The sequence below is a fragment of the Mycobacterium kiyosense genome (genome assembly GCA_021654635.1).
GTDB classification, from domain to species: domain Bacteria; phylum Actinomycetota; class Actinomycetes; order Mycobacteriales; family Mycobacteriaceae; genus Mycobacterium; species Mycobacterium kiyosense.
On record AP025179.1, the window covers coordinates 4215548 to 4231598 of the forward strand.

Consider the following 16051-nt stretch of genomic DNA (forward strand, 5'->3'; position numbering starts at 1 on the left):
AACAGTTGAATGCCAGCTACTCCGGAAGCACACCACGCAAACGAATTATCAGATAACTCAGCAGATTGGAGACTCAAATGACTGTTGCACTATCACCAGAAGAGGCAGCACGAACTCTGCAGAACATCGAGGAAATGGTCGCCCAGATCAAGCGGCGGCAGACCGACATGCGACTGCGGGCCGAGGAAATGGTCCAGAGTTCGTGGCACGGTGGCCAGGCCCGCCGGTTCGGCGAGGCCATGCAGGCCCACGATTCGGATCTGACTGCCGTCAACAACGACTTGGACAACGTCGTACAAGAGGCGCGGCAGAAAGCGAACCAGATCGAGCAGCAGGCATCGTAGGAAGGGAAATCAAATGGCAACCGATAGCGACATTCTGTACAACTTCGCCGAGAACCACGATGGGTTGGACCACATCGGCCGAGTCGTGACCGACATCCACACCATCGCCAACGATGTGCACAAGGTCTTCCAGGGCATTGCGGACCTGTGGTCGGGCCAGACGCCTGAGGCCCTGCAGGCCGCCCACCAGCGGATCAACACGCAGCTGGAGGACTACCTGCATGCGATTCAGGCGACCGGTGCCGCGGCCGGCAACCAGCAAGACGAAATGCAGGCACTGGACTCACAGCTGGCCGGCGGTTTCTGACTCCGGACGGAGGCATCAGCTCGACTCGCAGGCCCGGACTCCGCACCAGCGGAGTCCGGGTCTTCTTGTTTGCCCGCCGTTCGCTGATCTCTCCGTTCGCTGATGTCTCCGCTCGCACAGCGACACGGGCTCCGCCGAACGACTACGCCTGTTCCCTCGCTCCGCGCAACCGCCCGAAATTCTCCGACACCGAACCAGCCAATTCCAGATAAGCCTGCCTGGTGGCGGGCCGCAGCCTGTCGAAATCGACGTCGGCCCCCTCAGCGAGATGCGGGTCGAACGGAATCAGATGAATTGACCGGCAGCGCGTCTGGAAATGTTCGTACACCTTGTCCAGCTTGAGCGCCGCCGACCCGGGCCGCGAGGCACTCAGGACTACGTGCGCCTCCCGGACCAGACCCGAATGCCCGTGCTGCATAAGCCAATCCAGTGTCGCCGAGGCGCTACGGGCGGCGTCGATGGCCGGTGAACTGACCAGCACGATGGTGTGAGCCAGGTCCAGCACCGCCGACATGGCCGAGTGCATGATGCCGGTGCCGCAGTCGGTCAGGATGATGTTGTAGAAGTGCCGCAGAATATCGATGGTGCGCCGGTAGTCGTCGGCGCCGAAGACCTCCGATACCGCCGGATCCTGTTCACTGGCAAGCACTTCCAGTCGGCTGGTGGCCATCAAGGTGTGGTTGCGGACGTCGGCGTAACGGTTGATGTTCGGGTCGGCCAGCAGGTCACGCACCGTTGACCGGGTGGACATGTCACCGACGCGTTCCCCCAGCGTGCCGCGGTCGGGGTTGGCGTCGACGGCGATGACGCGGTCGTGCCGCACCGTCGCCAGTGCTGATCCCAATCCGAACGTGGTGGTGGTCTTGCCGACTCCGCCCTTGATCGACAGCACCGCGATGCGGAAGTCACCGACAATGGGCTGTCGGATCTCGGCGAGCAGATGCTCGTGCCGGCGTTGCTTGCGTGACGCTCCGGGGTTGAGGTGCCCCCCGGTCGCCCTGTGTACTGCGCGGCGCCAGCCCGACGGCGGGGCGAAGCGGTCCAGGTTGTCCACCTCGGCCTCGTCGATCGGGGGCGGCACCTGGAACGGTTGGTAACTCGGGGGCGGCCCCACGGGCGCTGGCGGCCCGCCCGGCGGTGCGGCCCGGCGTGCACGCACCGGTTGTCCGGCGACCGGCCGCGGCGTCGCCGGTGGCACGCGCTGCCCGGGCGGGGGCCCGGCCACCAGGGCGGCGGCGGAAACGGGCCCGGCGGGGGCGGCGGCGGGAACGGCGGGAGAGCGCCGGGCCGGCGGCGAGGGCCCGGTGTCGGGCGCCCGGACGGCGCTGACGTCGTGGGCGATTCCTGCGCAGCGGTCGCATCGTGCGCTGCCTCGTCGCGGCCCGCGGTGGCCGTCGATCCCGGCACCTGCCACGGCGGAATCACCGGCCGATGGGTGACCGACGGATCCGGGCCGTTCTCGGCGGAACTCGCGCCGGGCGGGACCCGGTGATCGGCCGGCTGGTCCTCAGCGGCCGGCTGCGGTGCCGACTCGGCACCCGGCATGAAATCGGTCCATCGCCATTCGGCCGCGGGCGCGACTACTTCCGCAGGTTCTTCGACCGCGGGTTCTTCGACCGCGGTCGGGGAAGATTCCTCCTCCGGCGCAACGCTTTTCGGTGTCACCGGCGGGCTGACCGAGTCCGACGGCGCCCAGTCATCGGCGCTCTGCTGCGGCGCGGACTCCTGGCTCTCGACGGCGACGGGCGCTGCCTCCGGCTCCGCCGGGGCAGTCTCCTCTTGCGCCCGCTTGGCGTGCATCTGCTCGAGCAGCGCCGCCGCTCTCAACTCGATGTCGTCGAGTTCGCCCGCCGCCGAGACTGTCGGCTGCTCGGGCACCGTCGGGGTCTCGGGTTCCACCGGGGACTGCGGCTCCCATCCGGTCTGTGTCGAAACCTCAACGCGGGCATCGGTTTCCGCCCCATGATCGGTGGGCGGCACCGCGGGCGCCGCGCCCCACTCGCGTTCCGTCGAAACCTCTACCGGCGCTTCGGATTCCACCGTGGCATCGGGTTGCTCAGAAATTTCCGGTGGCGCCGTCGATACCCACCACCCGGTATCCGGTGCGGATGCGCCGGCCGGAGCCGAAATCCCCGATTCCGGTGGTGCGATGCTTTCCTCGTCGATCTCCTCACCGCCCCGGCTCGGCGGGCCGGACGAATCAGTCCGGTAATCCGGCGACGAATCATCGGCGTGCTCGTCAGCCGGCGGCACCGGACGGTCGGCAGGTCGGCGCTCGCTGTCGTGACCGGCCCGCAAAGCCACTCGGTTTCGAGAACCCGCAGCGCCTTCGTGCTCGTCGTCGCGAACCGCCTCCGGCCCGGCCGACGACTGGACCGCTCCCGAAACGTCGTCGCCACCACGCGCGTGACTCTCGGCGTCGTCGGCACGTTCTTGCTTCCCGCGACCCAGCGGGGTGCGCTTCCGCTGCGGGTCGCCGGTCAGCCAGGGAGGATGCGCCAGCGATCCGCGTTCGTCCCCAGGCGTTTGCTTGGGCGTTTGCTTCGGCACCGTCATCCCCCCTTTCGATCGCAAATCGGTCGGCACGCCGTCTTCAATCCTACGTACGGGGACACGGATAATTTGCAGTACGACAGTCGCACACATTCGACACGGCACACGAACGGCAATTCCGCCGGAAGCCAGGGGTGCGGCGCCTTACTCCAGCAGGTCCGTGGCCTCGGATTGCACCGCTGCCGAAGCGCGGCGGCGCCGGGCCAGCGAAACCGCGCCCGCCACTCCCGCCAGCGCAACCGCGCCCACTGTGACCGACAACACGATGATCTGCGCGCGCTGGCTGGCCGGGTCGCGACGCGGCCGGCCGGCAATCGGCGTCGCCTGGTCCGGATTAGGCAGCTGGTTCGCCGCTGGAAGTCGATAGGTCAGCGCCGCGACCGGGTCGACCACCCCGTATCCGGTGGCCTCGTTCGGCCCCGCGCCCGGCGTGTGGGCGGTGCGCTTGACCAGCTCGATCACCTGGCCGGCGGTCAACTCGGGAAACCTGGACCGGATCAACGCCACCACGCCGGAGACGAACGGCGCCGCGAAACTCGTGCCGTTGATCGGCGCCAACCCTTGCTGGCTGAGCACGGCGTTGATCAGACCCGGGCCGTTGGAGTCCAGCGACGTGATCCGTTCACCGGGCGCGGCTACGCCGACCCAGGGTCCGCGCAGGCTGAAATCCGCGGGCTCGCCGGAGGTGGTCAGCGCGCCGACGGTCAGCACGTAGTCGCTGAACCAGGCGGGGCTGGCGATGGTCCGCACCGAATCCCAACCGCTGCGCAGTGGCATATTCGGGTCTGGCATCGCGTTCTGCGTCTTGCACAGGCCCTGGTTGTTGAAGTTGCCCGCCGCGGCCACCACCACCACGTTGCGTTCGAACGCGTAGCGCACCGCGCGGCCCAACTGGGCGTCGTCGAGTCCGGCGCCGACCGGGCTGCAGGCCACCTCGGACAGGTTGATGACGGTGGCGCCCAGATCGACCGCGCGGGTGATCGCGTAAGCCAGCGTCAGGGTGTTGCCGTATCCCGGCGAGGTGGCATTGGGATCGTTGGTCTGCGCGGAACCACCTTCCCTGACCGCGTAGACCGCGCTGTTCTGCCGGATCGACAAGATCGTCGCGTCGGGCGCCACCCCGAAGAAGCGGTCGGCCGGGCTGGGTTGCGCGGCGATGATCCCCGCCACCAGCGTGCCGTGGGCGTCGCAGTCCTGCAGACCGTCGGTGCTGGACACATAGTCGCCGCCGCCCTGCAACGCGGGCAGCCGTGGATGCCGGTTGACGCCGGTGTCGATCACCGCGACCTTCTGCCCGGCACCGCGCGAGAGCCGCCACGCGTCGGTGAAGTTCAGCATCGCCTCGGCGCTGGTCTGCACGGTGAAGTCGGTCTGCGGCAGTACCCCGGTGGGAACGCCGCAGATCGCCTTCAGATCGGTCGGCTCCGGCGGACCGACCGGCCCACTGGGCGGCGGACCCGGTTCCACCACCGGCGGTCTAATCGCCAGCGCGGGAGCGGCATCCACCGCACCGGTCACCAGTAAGACGGACAGAACCGCGACCAGGCGCCGCATCAGAATCCCAGCCGCTGGTAGATGCCCACCACCCACAGCGCTAGCGGTATCAGCGACCCGACAGCCAGGTAATCCAGATACGCGAGCAAAGTCGCCGTTCGCGAAGGCGACCCGTCGCCGGCATCGACCAACCCGGCCGCCGCGGCGCCGAGCGCCACGACCAGCAGCACGCCGAGCGCCACCTGCGGCATCGGTCGCATCCCGTCCTGCGCCGTCACGCAGGTAAACACCATGATCGTGACAGCCGGCACCTCCAACGCGGCGCGCTCCAACCAGCTGCCGAAGACTCTGCTGTGCAAGGCCAGCACCGTCGCGGCCGTCAACGCGAACGCGAACGTGGGCCAGTCCAGCGGCACACCGCTGCGCAACAGCAGTGCCAGCAGCACCGTCGCAGCGCCCGCCGCGCCGGCCAGCAGTGCAGCGCGGGTCACCGCCGCCGACTTGGCCCTGGTCCACACCTCCTCGGCGGTCGGCATGGTCACGCCCGGACCACCATCTGCGGCCGGAGCGGACGGCTCGAACGGATTCTCGAAATCCCAGTCCTCGCGCCGGGTTTCGACAGCGACGGACGGGGTCTCGAATCGACCCCACCTCGCCGTCAGCCGGCGCACCGCCAGGCAGATCAAGAGCGTGGTCACCGCCGCGGTCACGTACACGATGTCGGCGCGGCCATGCAGCGCCCGGGCCGGCATCACCAGACCGACCAGACCGAACAACACAGCGTTGGCCAAAAACGCCCCGTGCCCGGTGCCGATCACCCGGTCATACACGACGCAGAGCAGCAGCACCGCCGCGCAGGCGCCGGCCAAGCCGTAATAGCCGTACCGCCCCCCCACCGCGAAGGCGACACCGGCGGTGACCGGGATCGCCGCCCAGCCCAGCGCCGCCGCGACGTCGCTCAGCCGATAGGACCGGTGCGCCATGGCGGCCCCGCCCACCAGGGCCAGCACCACGGCCACCGCCAGGGCGACGATCACGAGGTGGTGCGCCGCGGCAATCCTGCCGACGACGCAATAGGTGATGGCCAACGCGGCGAGATGAACTCCGGCGAACGCCATCCAGCGTGCAGACCCGGCATCCCAGGCGGCGTAGGCCACCTTGTTCAGCCGACCGACGGCGTCCACCACGTCGTCGTAGAGGGTGGGCGGCGACAGTGCCCGTTGCGACGCGAGGCGCAGCAGTTCACCACCACCCACACCGGCCTGGCGCAGCGTCTGTTCCGGCTTCAACGCGACGCCGCCGTCGACTCGGCTGAGCACCCAGAAGTTGCGCCGCTGGTCCCTGGCGGCCTCGTCGTCGCGGTCGAAATCCCGGGACCGGACCAGCCGGGCCAGGTCGGGAACGATGTTCGAAATCGGAATGTCCAGTGGCAACGCGATATCCAGCTGGGTGTTCCCGCCCAACACCGACACCCGGATGTGCTCCGGTGCGGCCGACACCACCCGGAGCTGGCTGAGCTCGCTGATGCCGGTCACAGGTCCGGCATCCTGGACAGCTGGATCACGCCGCTCTTTGTGGTCCGCGAAACCAACATGCCTCGGCCCGGGGGCATTTCGGTGGCTTTGTAGCCGAACAGTGCACCTTCGTCCTTGGTGCCGCTCATCACCAAACCGTTGCACGACAGATCCTTGAGCCGTCCCAGGAACTGGTCCAGCATGGCGCGCCCGGCACCGCCGATCCGGCGGGTGACGACGACCCGCAGGCCGATGTCACGGGCCTGGGGCAGAAATTCGATCAGCGGAGTCAACGGGCTGCTCAGCGATCCGGTGGCGACCAGGTCGTAGTCGTCGATCATCACGAAGATGTCCGGACCCGACCACCAGGACCTTTCCTTGAGCTGCTGCTGGGTGATGTCGCTGGGCGGCAACCGGCCCTTCAGGGTGGTGGCCAGCGCTGTCATCAGCTCGGTACACGACTGCGACGCCGTGGCATAGCCCGCCAGGTACTCGTTGTCCACCACACCGAGCATCGAACGACGGTAGTCGACCAGGATGATCTTGCACTGATCGGCCGTTGCGTTCTCCATCAACCCGGTGGCGACGTTACGCAGCAGGCTGGTCTTGCCGCACTCCGTGTCACCCAGCGCCACAAAATGCGGCTGCGCATCGAAATCGATTATCACGGGTGCTAATTCGGATTCGTTGATCCCCACGGCAACGCGGGATGGGCCCAGCATCCCGGCCGTGCGGGCCGCGCGGACCACGGCCTTGCGATCCAGATTGTGCGGCAGCATCCGCACCCGGGGCGCCTGCCGTTTGCCGTAGTGCGCGCGCATCGCGCTGACCGCGCCGGCAACACCCTCCGGCAGATCCTCGACGCCGGAACTGGAATCCAGCCGCGGCAGTGCGATCAGGATGTGCAACCGTTCGCTGTTGATACCCCGGCCCGGGCGGCCGACCGGCACCAATTCGTTGTATCGGCGGCCCACGTCGCTGTCCAGCGCGTCGCCCAGCTTCAGTTCGATGCGGGTACCCAACATGTCCTTGACGGCCGCACGCATCTCCATCCAACGCGTCGCGGAGACCACCAGGTGCACCCCGTATGAAAGCCCTTGCACCGCAAGCGAAGTCAGAACAGGCTCGAGCATTTCAAAGTCGCTGCGGATCGAGGCCCAGCCGTCGACCACGAGGAAAAGGTCGCCGAACTTGTCCTGGCTCAACGGATCCTGCGCGGCCACCTCCGGCGCCAGCGTCGCCAGGCGGGCCTTGCGGGCGCGGAAGTCCCGCATCGACTCGATGCCCAGCTCGCGGAACCGCATCTCGCGGGCGCGCAGCACTCCCGACACCTCGGCGACGGTGCGACGGATACCGTCGGCATCCATCCGGCCGGCAACCCCGCCCACATGCGGCAGGTTGGCCAGGCTGGCCAGCGTCCCGCCGCCGAAGTCCAGGCAGAAGAACTGCACCTGCTCGGGAGTGTGCGTGGCCGCCGCCGACATGATCAGCGTGCGCAGCGCCGTCGACTTGCCCGACTGTGGGCCGCCGACCACCGCGACATTGCCCTGGGCGCCACTCAAATCGACCATCAACACGTCGCGGCGCTGATCGTATGGTCGGTCCACCACTCCCATGGGCAGCCACAGCCGGCCGTCGAGATTCTCCGGCGCGGCCCAATTGCTGTCCGGCAGAAGTTGATTGACCGCCGGGCTCTCGTCCAGCGGCGGCAGCCACACCTCGTGCGCCGGGCGTCCGTGGCCCCGCAGCCGGGACACCACGACGTCGAGCAGTGTCGTCTTGGCCGGACCGGCAGGCACGCTGATCTGCGGCTCGTCCACTTCGACCGGGGCGGCGCGCTCGGAGGCCACGGTTTCCTTTTTCACCGGCGTGGCGGTGAAAAGCTTGGGCGCCAACGCGCCCAGCTGCCGGCCCCTGCTGCCCTGAGCGGCCCGGCGGGGCCGGACGTATTCGCCCGACACGTAGCACGTGTTGAACCGAATCGGTTCGGAGGCATCACATTTCAGAAACGCCGAGCCTGGCACACTGGGCAGGTGATAGGCGTCCGGGACACCGAGCACGCTGCGCGACTCACCGGCCGAGAACGTCTTGAGCCCGATCCGGTAGGACAGATGCGAGTCCAGGCCGCGTAGTTTTCCTTCTTCCAGGCGTTGCGACGCCAGCAGCAGGTGTACGTGCAGCGACCGGCCCAGTCGGCCGATCATCACGAAGAGCTCCGCGAAATCCGGTTTCTGCGAGAGCAATTCGGAGAATTCGTCGACGATGATGAACAACGCCGGCAGCGGGTCCAGCTCGGCGCCGTTGGCGCGGGCGCGTTCGTATTCGTTGACGTTGGGGAAGTTGCCCGCCGCGCGCAACAGTTCCTGGCGGCGGTTCAGCTCACCGGCCAGCGCATCGCGCATCCGGTCGACCAGGATGAGCTCGTCCTCCAGGTTGGTGATGATCGCCGCGATATGCGGCACCCCCTCGAGCCCGAGAAACGTTGCGCCACCTTTGAAGTCGACCAGCACCATGTTCAACACATCGGGCGAGTGCGAGGTGATCATCGACAACACCAGCGTGCGCAGGAACTCCGACTTGCCCGACCCGGTGGCGCCGATGCACAGGCCATGCGGGCCCATGCCGGACTCGGCGGACTCCTTGATGTCCAGCTCCAGCGGTTGGCCGTTGGGGGTGTAGCCGATCGGCACCCGCAACCGCTCGCGGGGCGAGCGTTTCCGCCACACCTGCTCGGGGACGATCTCGGCTGCGTCGGGGATCTTCAGCAGCGTCATCAAACCCGGGTCGGTGGCGCGCGAATCGGCCTCCAGGTTGACGATGTGCGCGGCGCTGGCCAACCGGTAGCGGCCGATGCGGCGGGCCGTCGCCTCCGCCTCGGCGATGGTGATCGCGTCGGGCGTCGCGAACCGCTCGACCCCGACCGCGGTGCGGGCACCGACGTGCTCGCCTTCGGCGTCGGCTTCCAGCACCAGCGCCAGCCCGCGCCGGCTCGCCGCGGTGTCGGAGCCGTTGAGGTCCAGCAACACGACACTGTCCAATCCGGCGTCGGTGACCAGACGTTCGGTTCCGGTGACGTAGCCGTCGTCGACGACCACCACCAGCTGCTTGAGCCCCTTGGTGGGTTCCGCGTTGCGGGTGAACCGGCCCCGCTCGCCCAGGTCGGCGGCCAGCGACCGCTCGAGCAGATCGAGGCTGGGAAACAGCATGCGCATCGGACCCAGGCCGTCGCGGGCCGTGGCGTGCTGCGCGTGCGGCAACCACTTGACCCAGCTCCAGTTCTCGCCGTCGGGGTTTGCCGTCACCACCGCCACCTGTACCTGGTCCGGGCCGTGGAACGTGCACAACTCCAGCACCATGGACCGCACCAACTGCCGCGCCAGCTTGCGGTCGCCTTCGAAACTGATGGCGGGGAAAGCGCGCAGGGACACCGCGGTGGGCAGGGCGTGTACCACCGAATGCGTTTTGACGAACCGACGCAACGCCACCGTCGAGACCGGCTCGAGGTCCTCCGGTGGGCCGGTCTCGGGTGCCAGCAGCCGGGTCGCCAGCCGGTGGGTGCCGATGCCCACCCGCACGTGGCACCAGTCGTTGTCGGTGGTTCGACGTTCCCACATCCGCCGGCTGCCCACCACGTCACCCAGGGCGCGCGGGTCGGGGTGACTCCACTCCAGCGCCGTGCGCTGACCCTCGCCGGTTTCCTCGGCGTCGTCACGCAGGTTCGCCAGGTAACTGAAGTAGTCCTTGCGTTCCTCGTTGAGTTCCGCGGCCGCCTTGCCGGAACGTCCGCCGCCGCCCATGAACATGCCGGCCATCGACATGATCATCATCATCGGGAAGATCAGGAACATCGGATTGCGCGCCAGATCCCGGCCGCCGACCGTCACCATCAGCGCGATCATCCCGACGACGGCGACGATCATCACGAACGGCAGCAGCTTCACCACCAGGTTGCCGGGAACCACCCGCGGCACTTCCGGCGGCGGCTGCAAGTTGACTTCACCACCGGGCATGCGCGGCGGCGACGCCCGCTGCCGGCGCACGAAACCCTGCGTACTCAAAAGGCCTTTTCCCCGAAACTCGCGACAGATTCTCCACCCGCCCCTGGGTAATGTGACCAGCGAAATGCCACAACACGCAGGAGGCCGACAGCGATGACTCTACCGCCGTCGCTGTCGGAATTAGACGCCGAATCCGAGGCCGAACCCACCCTCAGCCGCGTCACTTTGGTGGTCGGTGACCTGCGGCTGGACTTCGGGCTACCGGCCGACACCAGCATCGGTGCGTTCATCGACGACGTCATCGACATCGCCAACGAGCAGATCGCCGCACACCCCGGCCCGGACGCCGAACTCGAACAGGTCGTCTTCGACACCACGGAGGGCAAGTGGACGCTGGCCCGGCTCGGTGACGATGCGATCGACCCGAGCCGTTCACTGCGCGAGGCCGGCATTTACGACGGCGAGTTGCTGACCATTCGGGAAATCGACCAGCCGGCCCGGCCGATGTTGTTCGACGACGTGCTGGACACCGACGGGCAGCCGGACAGCTCGATACTCGGCATGGGTGCCCGCCACGCGCGACTGATCACCAGCTTCGGTGTGGGCCTGACCGCTTCGGTGACCATCGCTTTCCTGCTGCCGCGGCACGCCACCGTGATCTACCTTCCCGCTACTGCGCTGGGTATCGGATGCCTGGCGGTACTCCTCGCCTGCGTCGTCGCTCACCGCTGCGGCGGTGCGCGACGCTCGGAGTGGCTCGCGGCGGTCGCCACGCCGCTGTTGTTCGGCGGCGCCCTGTACGTGGTGCCCGACGGCTGGGGAGCCAAATCGCTGCCGATGGCGTTCGCGCTGACCGGACTGGCGTCGCTGCTGGTGTTGCTGGTCACCGGCCGCGGCCGGGCGCTGCACACCGCGGTGATCGCGTTGGCGGTGATCGGTGGCGCCGCCGCGGTGGCCGGGCTGCTGTGGAGTCCGCCGCCGCGCGCCACCGGCGCGGTGCTGGCCACGGTGTCGGTGATCGTCGTGTACCTGTCACCACGGGTGACGATCCTGCTGGCGAAACTGCCCGTCCCGCGGGTGCCCACGGCCGGCGAGCCGCTCGACGACATCGAAACGCAGGGCGGGACGACCGTCGAGGGGGTCAACGCCGTCGGCAAACAGGTGATCCCGACCGAGGAAGGCATGATCGTGCGGGTGCGGCGGGCAAGTCAGTACCTGACCGGCATCCTGACCGCCACCGCCGTCACCGCAACGGTCGGCTGTTACCTGGCGGTCGACGTCAGCGACGGATTTTATTGGCAGGGAACGGTTTTCGCGACCGCGGTGGCGACCGTGCTGTGCCTGCGCGGACGCAGCCACCACGATCTGCGCCAGTCGGCGACGCTGATCGCAGCGGGTTTGACGATCGCGCTGTTGACCATCGTCAAAACTGCTGTCGGCCTGGACAATTGGGAGTTCAACGGCACCGCGGCGCTGGTGGTGCTGATGGTGTTGGTGGTCGCCTGCGGCATCATCGCCCCCCGGTTGGAGTTCTCGCCGGTGCTGCGGCGGCAGGTGGAGCTCCTGGAATACCTGGCGATCGTGCTGATCTTCCCGCTGTGCTGCTGGATGGTGCGTCTGTACGCGATGTTCCGCGAGCTCCGGATCTGACGGCTAGGACCTGGGCTGCTCGACCTTGGAGCCACGCGGGTCGGCGGCCATCCCGTCGTGCGCGACCAGCGCCGCTTCCTGGGACAGTTCCGGTCCGGCCGGCAACAACGACACGACCGGCCACGGAGCCAGTTGCGGCACCTCGCTGTCGTCTCCCGGCTTGCGCACGCCGGTGACACCCAGCGCCGCGGCGGTGGGCAGATCCTTGATGTGATAGCGCACGCCGGCGTCGGAGATGTAGAAGAGCTGCCCCTTGGCCCGGCTGTCCGGCTCCGCCCCGGTGGCTTGCACGTACTCGCCGGTGCCGGGTTTGAGGTACACCGAGTCGACGCCGGGCCCGTTGCCGTCGGCGGTGGCCAGACCGACCGGCTGCGCCCCGTCCGGAATCGGCAGCCGGTGCCCGACCAGCACCCGCACCGTGGCCTGCGCGGCGGAGTTCGCCCGTTCCCAGGCCATGCACACCACCCGGTCCGGCTCCACGGGCACCACCTGCGGCGACACTTTCGGGTAGTGATCCACCGGCAGGGTGTGCGCAATCGGGATGTGACTGACCACCGCCGGCGACACCTCGTGGGTCGCCTGGGACACGACATCGTTGGGATTGCTGTACCGGATGATGTCGGCCGCCGCCGCGGACACCGGTTGCAAACCATTGGGCAGTACGACGTAGAGCTGCTCGCCGCGCGAATCGACGGTCTTGACGATCGATCCGACCGGATAGCTGGCAGGCACGCCGGGTACGACACTGCCGGCCCCCTCGATGACCACCGGGCGGATCGGCGGGACCAGCGGGAAAGTGTTGAGTAGTGAGGCCGAGATGGGCCGCGTCGGCTCGTTCTGCAGATGCAGGGCGTTGACGACGACGGTGTCGCCGGGGTCGATCAGCGCGCGGACGCCATCGAAGATCAGGTAGACCGAGTCGCCGGCCCGGACCAGCAGCATCTGCGCCGGCGCCGCCGCGCCGATGTCGTCGCCCAAAGTGAGGTCGCCCGCGACGACCGTGGTCAGCACGCTGGCCGTCCCGATGCTTCTCGACACGTCGGGGGTGGTGACGGTGTCACACACCGTCCAATGCGAGCTGCGCATGTCGGCGCCACCGTGAATGGCGTTGGGCGCGCCGATGATCCCCACCATCGGCCCGCGCGGCACTTGATTGAGCCACTTGTCGCTGACCGATTTGGGGAGATCGGGCTTGCCGGTGATCATCCGGGCCGACGCCAGGTTCAGGACGGGATGCAGGCGCTCGCCGATGCGCACGTAGAGGCCGCCGCCGTTGCTGAGCAAAATCTGGGCATTACCGATGTTCGGCGACGGTTTGAAGAAGGCCAGCACCCCGGCCGCCCCGGTGATGAGGATCGCGATCACCAAACCCACCAGCAACGACCGCATCTGCCCGCGCATGGGGTCGTGAATCATCCGCGAGTCGGCCCGGATCAGCGCGTGCTCGAGCCGGCGGATCAGGAACCGATAGCCGTTGACTTGCGCGCGCGTCGTGACTTGCGCGGGCATATGTGCACCCCCATCAACGTCGGTCCAGCACCGAGCCTCGGTAGCGTATAACAGCGCGACCGCGGAAATGCGCGCCAGTTTTCGCTGCGCACACTGGTTAGGATTTCGTCTGTGCCGCGTCGTGCAGCAACGTCCCGGGAGCGGGGCGCGCCTTCTGACCCCCCCCCGAGTTGCGCTCGACGATCGACATCGGGGCGCAGCGCGTATTGCCGCTGCCCGATCTGCTGGTGCTGCAATTACTGGTGGCCGCGGGGACGGTCACAGCGCCGCTGCTCGGGTTCCCGGGATGGCAGGGCAGCGCGGTCGGCTTTGGCGGCCGCTCTGATTCTGGTCGTGCGGGTTCGCGGCATGACTCTGCCCAGGTTGGTCGCGCTGCGGACGGGTTTTCGGCGGCAACGCCGCAAGAGGGCCAAGAAGCGGACCCTGGCCGAACCTTTCGACGTCCCGACGGCCGATGGCGCCCTGATCGGCTTCCGTTGGGACGGAAGCACTCTGATGTCGTTGTTGAAGATCGAAGAGAACCCGCAGGCGATGACCATCATGGAGCCGGGGACGACGGTTTCCGGAGAAACCGTGCCGGTGCAGGCGTTGGTGGAATGCCTGCAGCAGTTCGACATCACCCTGGACTCCATCGACGTGATCAGCCAGGGCGCCCGGTCGCAGGGCCACAGCCAGGTGGCCGCGGTGTACGACGCCGTGCTGGGGCCGCTGCCGGCGATCGCCCAGCGCAATGTATGGATCGCCGTCCGGTTCGACCCGTCGCGCTGCGCGGCGGCGGTACGCCGGCGCGGCGGCGGCCGCGACGGCATCCTGCGGGCCGCCACGACTGCGACTCGCCGGGTGGCCAACCGGCTGACCGAGGGCGGGCTGCGCACCCGGGTGCTGACCGCCGGGGAGATCGGCCAGGCCACCCACCAGCTCACCGACGGGGTGGATCTGGCCACCGTCGAGGAGACCTGGCGGACCTGCCGGGAAGGCAGGTTCAGGTTGCGCAGCTTCGCCGTCGCACCGCGCATGCTGACCACGGCCGGACTCGGGCTGTTGTGGACCATCCCCAGCTACTCGACCACCATGAGCCTGTCGTTGCGGCGCGACCACCCGCGCGGCCCCGTCGCGATCCGGGGCCTGGCCCGCTTCGACACCCACGGCCGGTCGCGGGTCAACCTGCGCGGCCTGACCCATCTGCGGGGACATCAGTATTCGGCGCTGGCCGCCAGTCTGCCGGTGCCGGCCCCGGCCCGGCCGATCGAAAAGTGGGCCTACTCGACCGCGGATCCGATCGGGGATTTCGCGTCGCTACGCGTTCCCGCCTCGGGCTGCGGGCAGGTGATCGGCGCCGACGAGCATGGTCGCGCGGTGGCGCTGGCCCTGTTCGGCCCGCAGATCCGGCGCGTCGAAATCGCCGGCACGCTGCACCTGGCCCAGCAGGTGGTGCTGCGGTCGCTGGCGTTGGGGGCGCACGTGCTGGTACACACCCGTCGGCCGGCCAAGTGGCGCACCATGGTCGACGAGGTCGACGACCACGACCTGCTGTGGGTCGCCGACTTCAATCGAGGCTCGATGCAGGCCGGCGCGGACCGGAACTATTCGGTGGAGATGTTCGACGGGGTGGCCGAGCAGGCGGTGCGGGTGGGAGTGACCGCGATCGTGGTGATACCGCCGGAGTCGGCGGTCACGGCAAACGCCGACGTGGCCCTGGAACTGCTGGACTTCGCCAGCGACACGGTCAGGGTGAGCACGCGGGCGGGGTCGTCGGTGGTCACCATGGTCGCGACCGACGAGGAGATGCGCTACCTCAAGGCCTCGTTCGCCGACGAAGAGTGAAATGCGGCGCAGGGTGCCGATTTGCCTGACCGGGGTGCGCTAGCGTGAATCGAGGTCACCCCGATCGGGGCGGTTTGAAGGAGTGATCATGGCTTACCCCACGGGCCCGTCGGGCGGTTACTACGGCGACCACTCGCAGTGGGTCGCCGATTCCAAATCCGGTGCCAAGTCGCACCGCCATCTGACGCTGGCCGTGGCATTGCTGGGTATGGGTTCCTACCTGGTCAGTTTCGGGCCGATGCTCGGCGTGGGCGGGATCGACTGGGACGTCCGCTTCGCCGCGCTGGCGGGCCTGCTTGCGGTGTTCGGGCTGCTGCCCGGGCAGACGCCCACCGGCAAGGTCATCGCAGCGCTGGCCGCGATCGGTTTCCTCGATGCCCTGTCGAGGGCGATCGTGGTCCCCGACGGCGTCGAGCCGGGGTGGGCGCTGTGGGTGGTCGTGGTGCTCAACGCGCTGCAGGCGGCGGCCGCGGTGGGCGCATTGCTCAATCAGCCGACCGAAGCCGACGCGCAGCAGGCGTGGTATGCGGCCTACGCCGAACAGTATGCGCAGGCCGCAGCCCAGTACTACGGCCAGTACGAGCAGGAGGAACAGGCCGAGGATCGGTATGAAAGCGGTACCGCGCACGCCCAGCAGACCCAGCAGGTCTCGGCACCGGCGCCCGGACGCGCCGCCAGCCCGCAGGGCGCCAGCTACGCGGAGTTCATCGGCGACCAAGCCGCCGCGGACACCCGCGCGCCGCAGACCCAGGCGCCGGCGCCCGCCACCGGTGTGCCCAACGCGGCGCATTCCCCGACTCCGGCGCAGCAGCAGACCGTCGCGTTTCAGACGCCCTACCGAACGTCGCCGCAGTAGGG

The 16051-nt window shown here is 68.4% G+C and carries 9 protein-coding genes and 1 pseudogene; 5 read left to right on the forward strand and 5 right to left on the reverse strand.

Annotated elements, in window-relative coordinates; translation table 11 throughout:
* The first annotated feature begins 77 nt into the window (after positions 1–77).
* A complete protein-coding gene (locus L6444_RS19815) occupies positions 78–344 on the forward strand; it encodes a WXG100 family type VII secretion target (protein WP_236976722.1) in 267 nt (88 codons plus the stop codon).
* 13 nt (positions 345–357) lie between these two features.
* Positions 358–651, forward strand: coding sequence for a WXG100 family type VII secretion target (locus L6444_RS19820; protein WP_236976724.1), 294 nt, complete (start codon positions 358–360; stop codon positions 649–651).
* Positions 652–793: 142 nt separating this feature from the next.
* Here the strand turns inward: L6444_RS19820 and L6444_RS19825 are convergent.
* The 4 genes and pseudogenes from L6444_RS19825 to eccCa all read right to left on the reverse strand — a co-directional run.
* A pseudogene (locus L6444_RS19825) lies at positions 794–2187 on the reverse strand (MinD/ParA family ATP-binding protein); the annotation flags it as partial.
* A 1161-nt stretch (positions 2188–3348) separates the two neighbouring features.
* Positions 3349–4758, reverse strand: a complete 1410-nt coding sequence (mycP, locus tag L6444_RS19830; RefSeq protein ID WP_236976726.1) for a type VII secretion-associated serine protease mycosin — start codon at positions 4756–4758, stop codon at positions 3349–3351.
* A complete protein-coding gene (gene eccD / locus L6444_RS19835) occupies positions 4758–6233 on the reverse strand; it encodes a type VII secretion integral membrane protein EccD (RefSeq protein ID WP_236976727.1) in 1476 nt (491 codons plus the stop codon). Before eccD (L6444_RS19835) ends, mycP begins: the two co-directional genes overlap by 1 nt.
* Positions 6230–10270 (reverse strand): type VII secretion protein EccCa, encoded by a 4041-nt coding sequence (gene eccCa, locus L6444_RS19840; RefSeq protein ID WP_236976728.1) that lies wholly within the window; start codon positions 10268–10270, stop codon positions 6230–6232. The genes eccD (L6444_RS19835) and eccCa overlap by 4 nt, the downstream gene beginning before the upstream one ends.
* Positions 10271–10363: 93 nt before the next feature.
* Here eccCa and eccD (L6444_RS19845) point away from each other — a divergent pair, with 93 nt between their 5' ends.
* On the forward strand, positions 10364–11860 hold the full coding sequence (eccD, locus tag L6444_RS19845; protein WP_236976729.1) for a type VII secretion integral membrane protein EccD: 1497 nt from the start codon (positions 10364–10366) through the stop codon (positions 11858–11860).
* Between the two features lie 3 nt (positions 11861–11863).
* On the opposite strand, the gene eccB is transcribed toward eccD (L6444_RS19845), so the two are convergent.
* Positions 11864–13369 carry a type VII secretion protein EccB gene (eccB, locus tag L6444_RS19850; RefSeq protein ID WP_236976730.1) on the reverse strand — a complete coding sequence of 502 codons (1506 nt, stop codon included), beginning with the start codon at positions 13367–13369 and terminating at the stop codon, positions 11864–11866.
* 348 nt (positions 13370–13717) lie between these two features.
* On the opposite strand from eccB, the gene eccE reads away from it, so the two are divergent.
* Positions 13718–15193 carry a type VII secretion protein EccE gene (gene eccE, locus L6444_RS19855; protein WP_236976732.1) on the forward strand — a complete coding sequence of 492 codons (1476 nt, stop codon included), beginning with the start codon at positions 13718–13720 and terminating at the stop codon, positions 15191–15193.
* Positions 15194–15281: 88 nt separating this feature from the next.
* Positions 15282–16049 carry a DUF5336 domain-containing protein gene (locus tag L6444_RS19860; RefSeq protein WP_236976733.1) on the forward strand — a complete coding sequence of 256 codons (768 nt, stop codon included), beginning with the start codon at positions 15282–15284 and terminating at the stop codon, positions 16047–16049.
* Positions 16050–16051: the final 2 nt, after the last annotated feature.

Coding starts and splice junctions, on each gene's coding strand:
- L6444_RS19815 (WP_236976722.1), top strand. CDS start 78: ATGACTGTTGCACTATCACCAGAAGAGGCAGCACGAACTCTGCAGAAC.
- mycP (WP_236976726.1), bottom strand. CDS start 4,758: ATGCGGCGCCTGGTCGCGGTTCTGTCCGTCTTACTGGTGACCGGTGCG.
- eccD (WP_236976729.1), top strand. CDS start 10,364: ATGACTCTACCGCCGTCGCTGTCGGAATTAGACGCCGAATCCGAGGCC.
- L6444_RS19860 (WP_236976733.1), top strand. CDS start 15,282: ATGGCTTACCCCACGGGCCCGTCGGGCGGTTACTACGGCGACCACTCG.
- L6444_RS19820 (WP_236976724.1), top strand. CDS start 358: ATGGCAACCGATAGCGACATTCTGTACAACTTCGCCGAGAACCACGAT.
- eccB (WP_236976730.1), bottom strand. CDS start 13,369: ATGCCCGCGCAAGTCACGACGCGCGCGCAAGTCAACGGCTATCGGTTC.
- eccE (WP_236976732.1), top strand. CDS start 13,718: ATGACTCTGCCCAGGTTGGTCGCGCTGCGGACGGGTTTTCGGCGGCAA.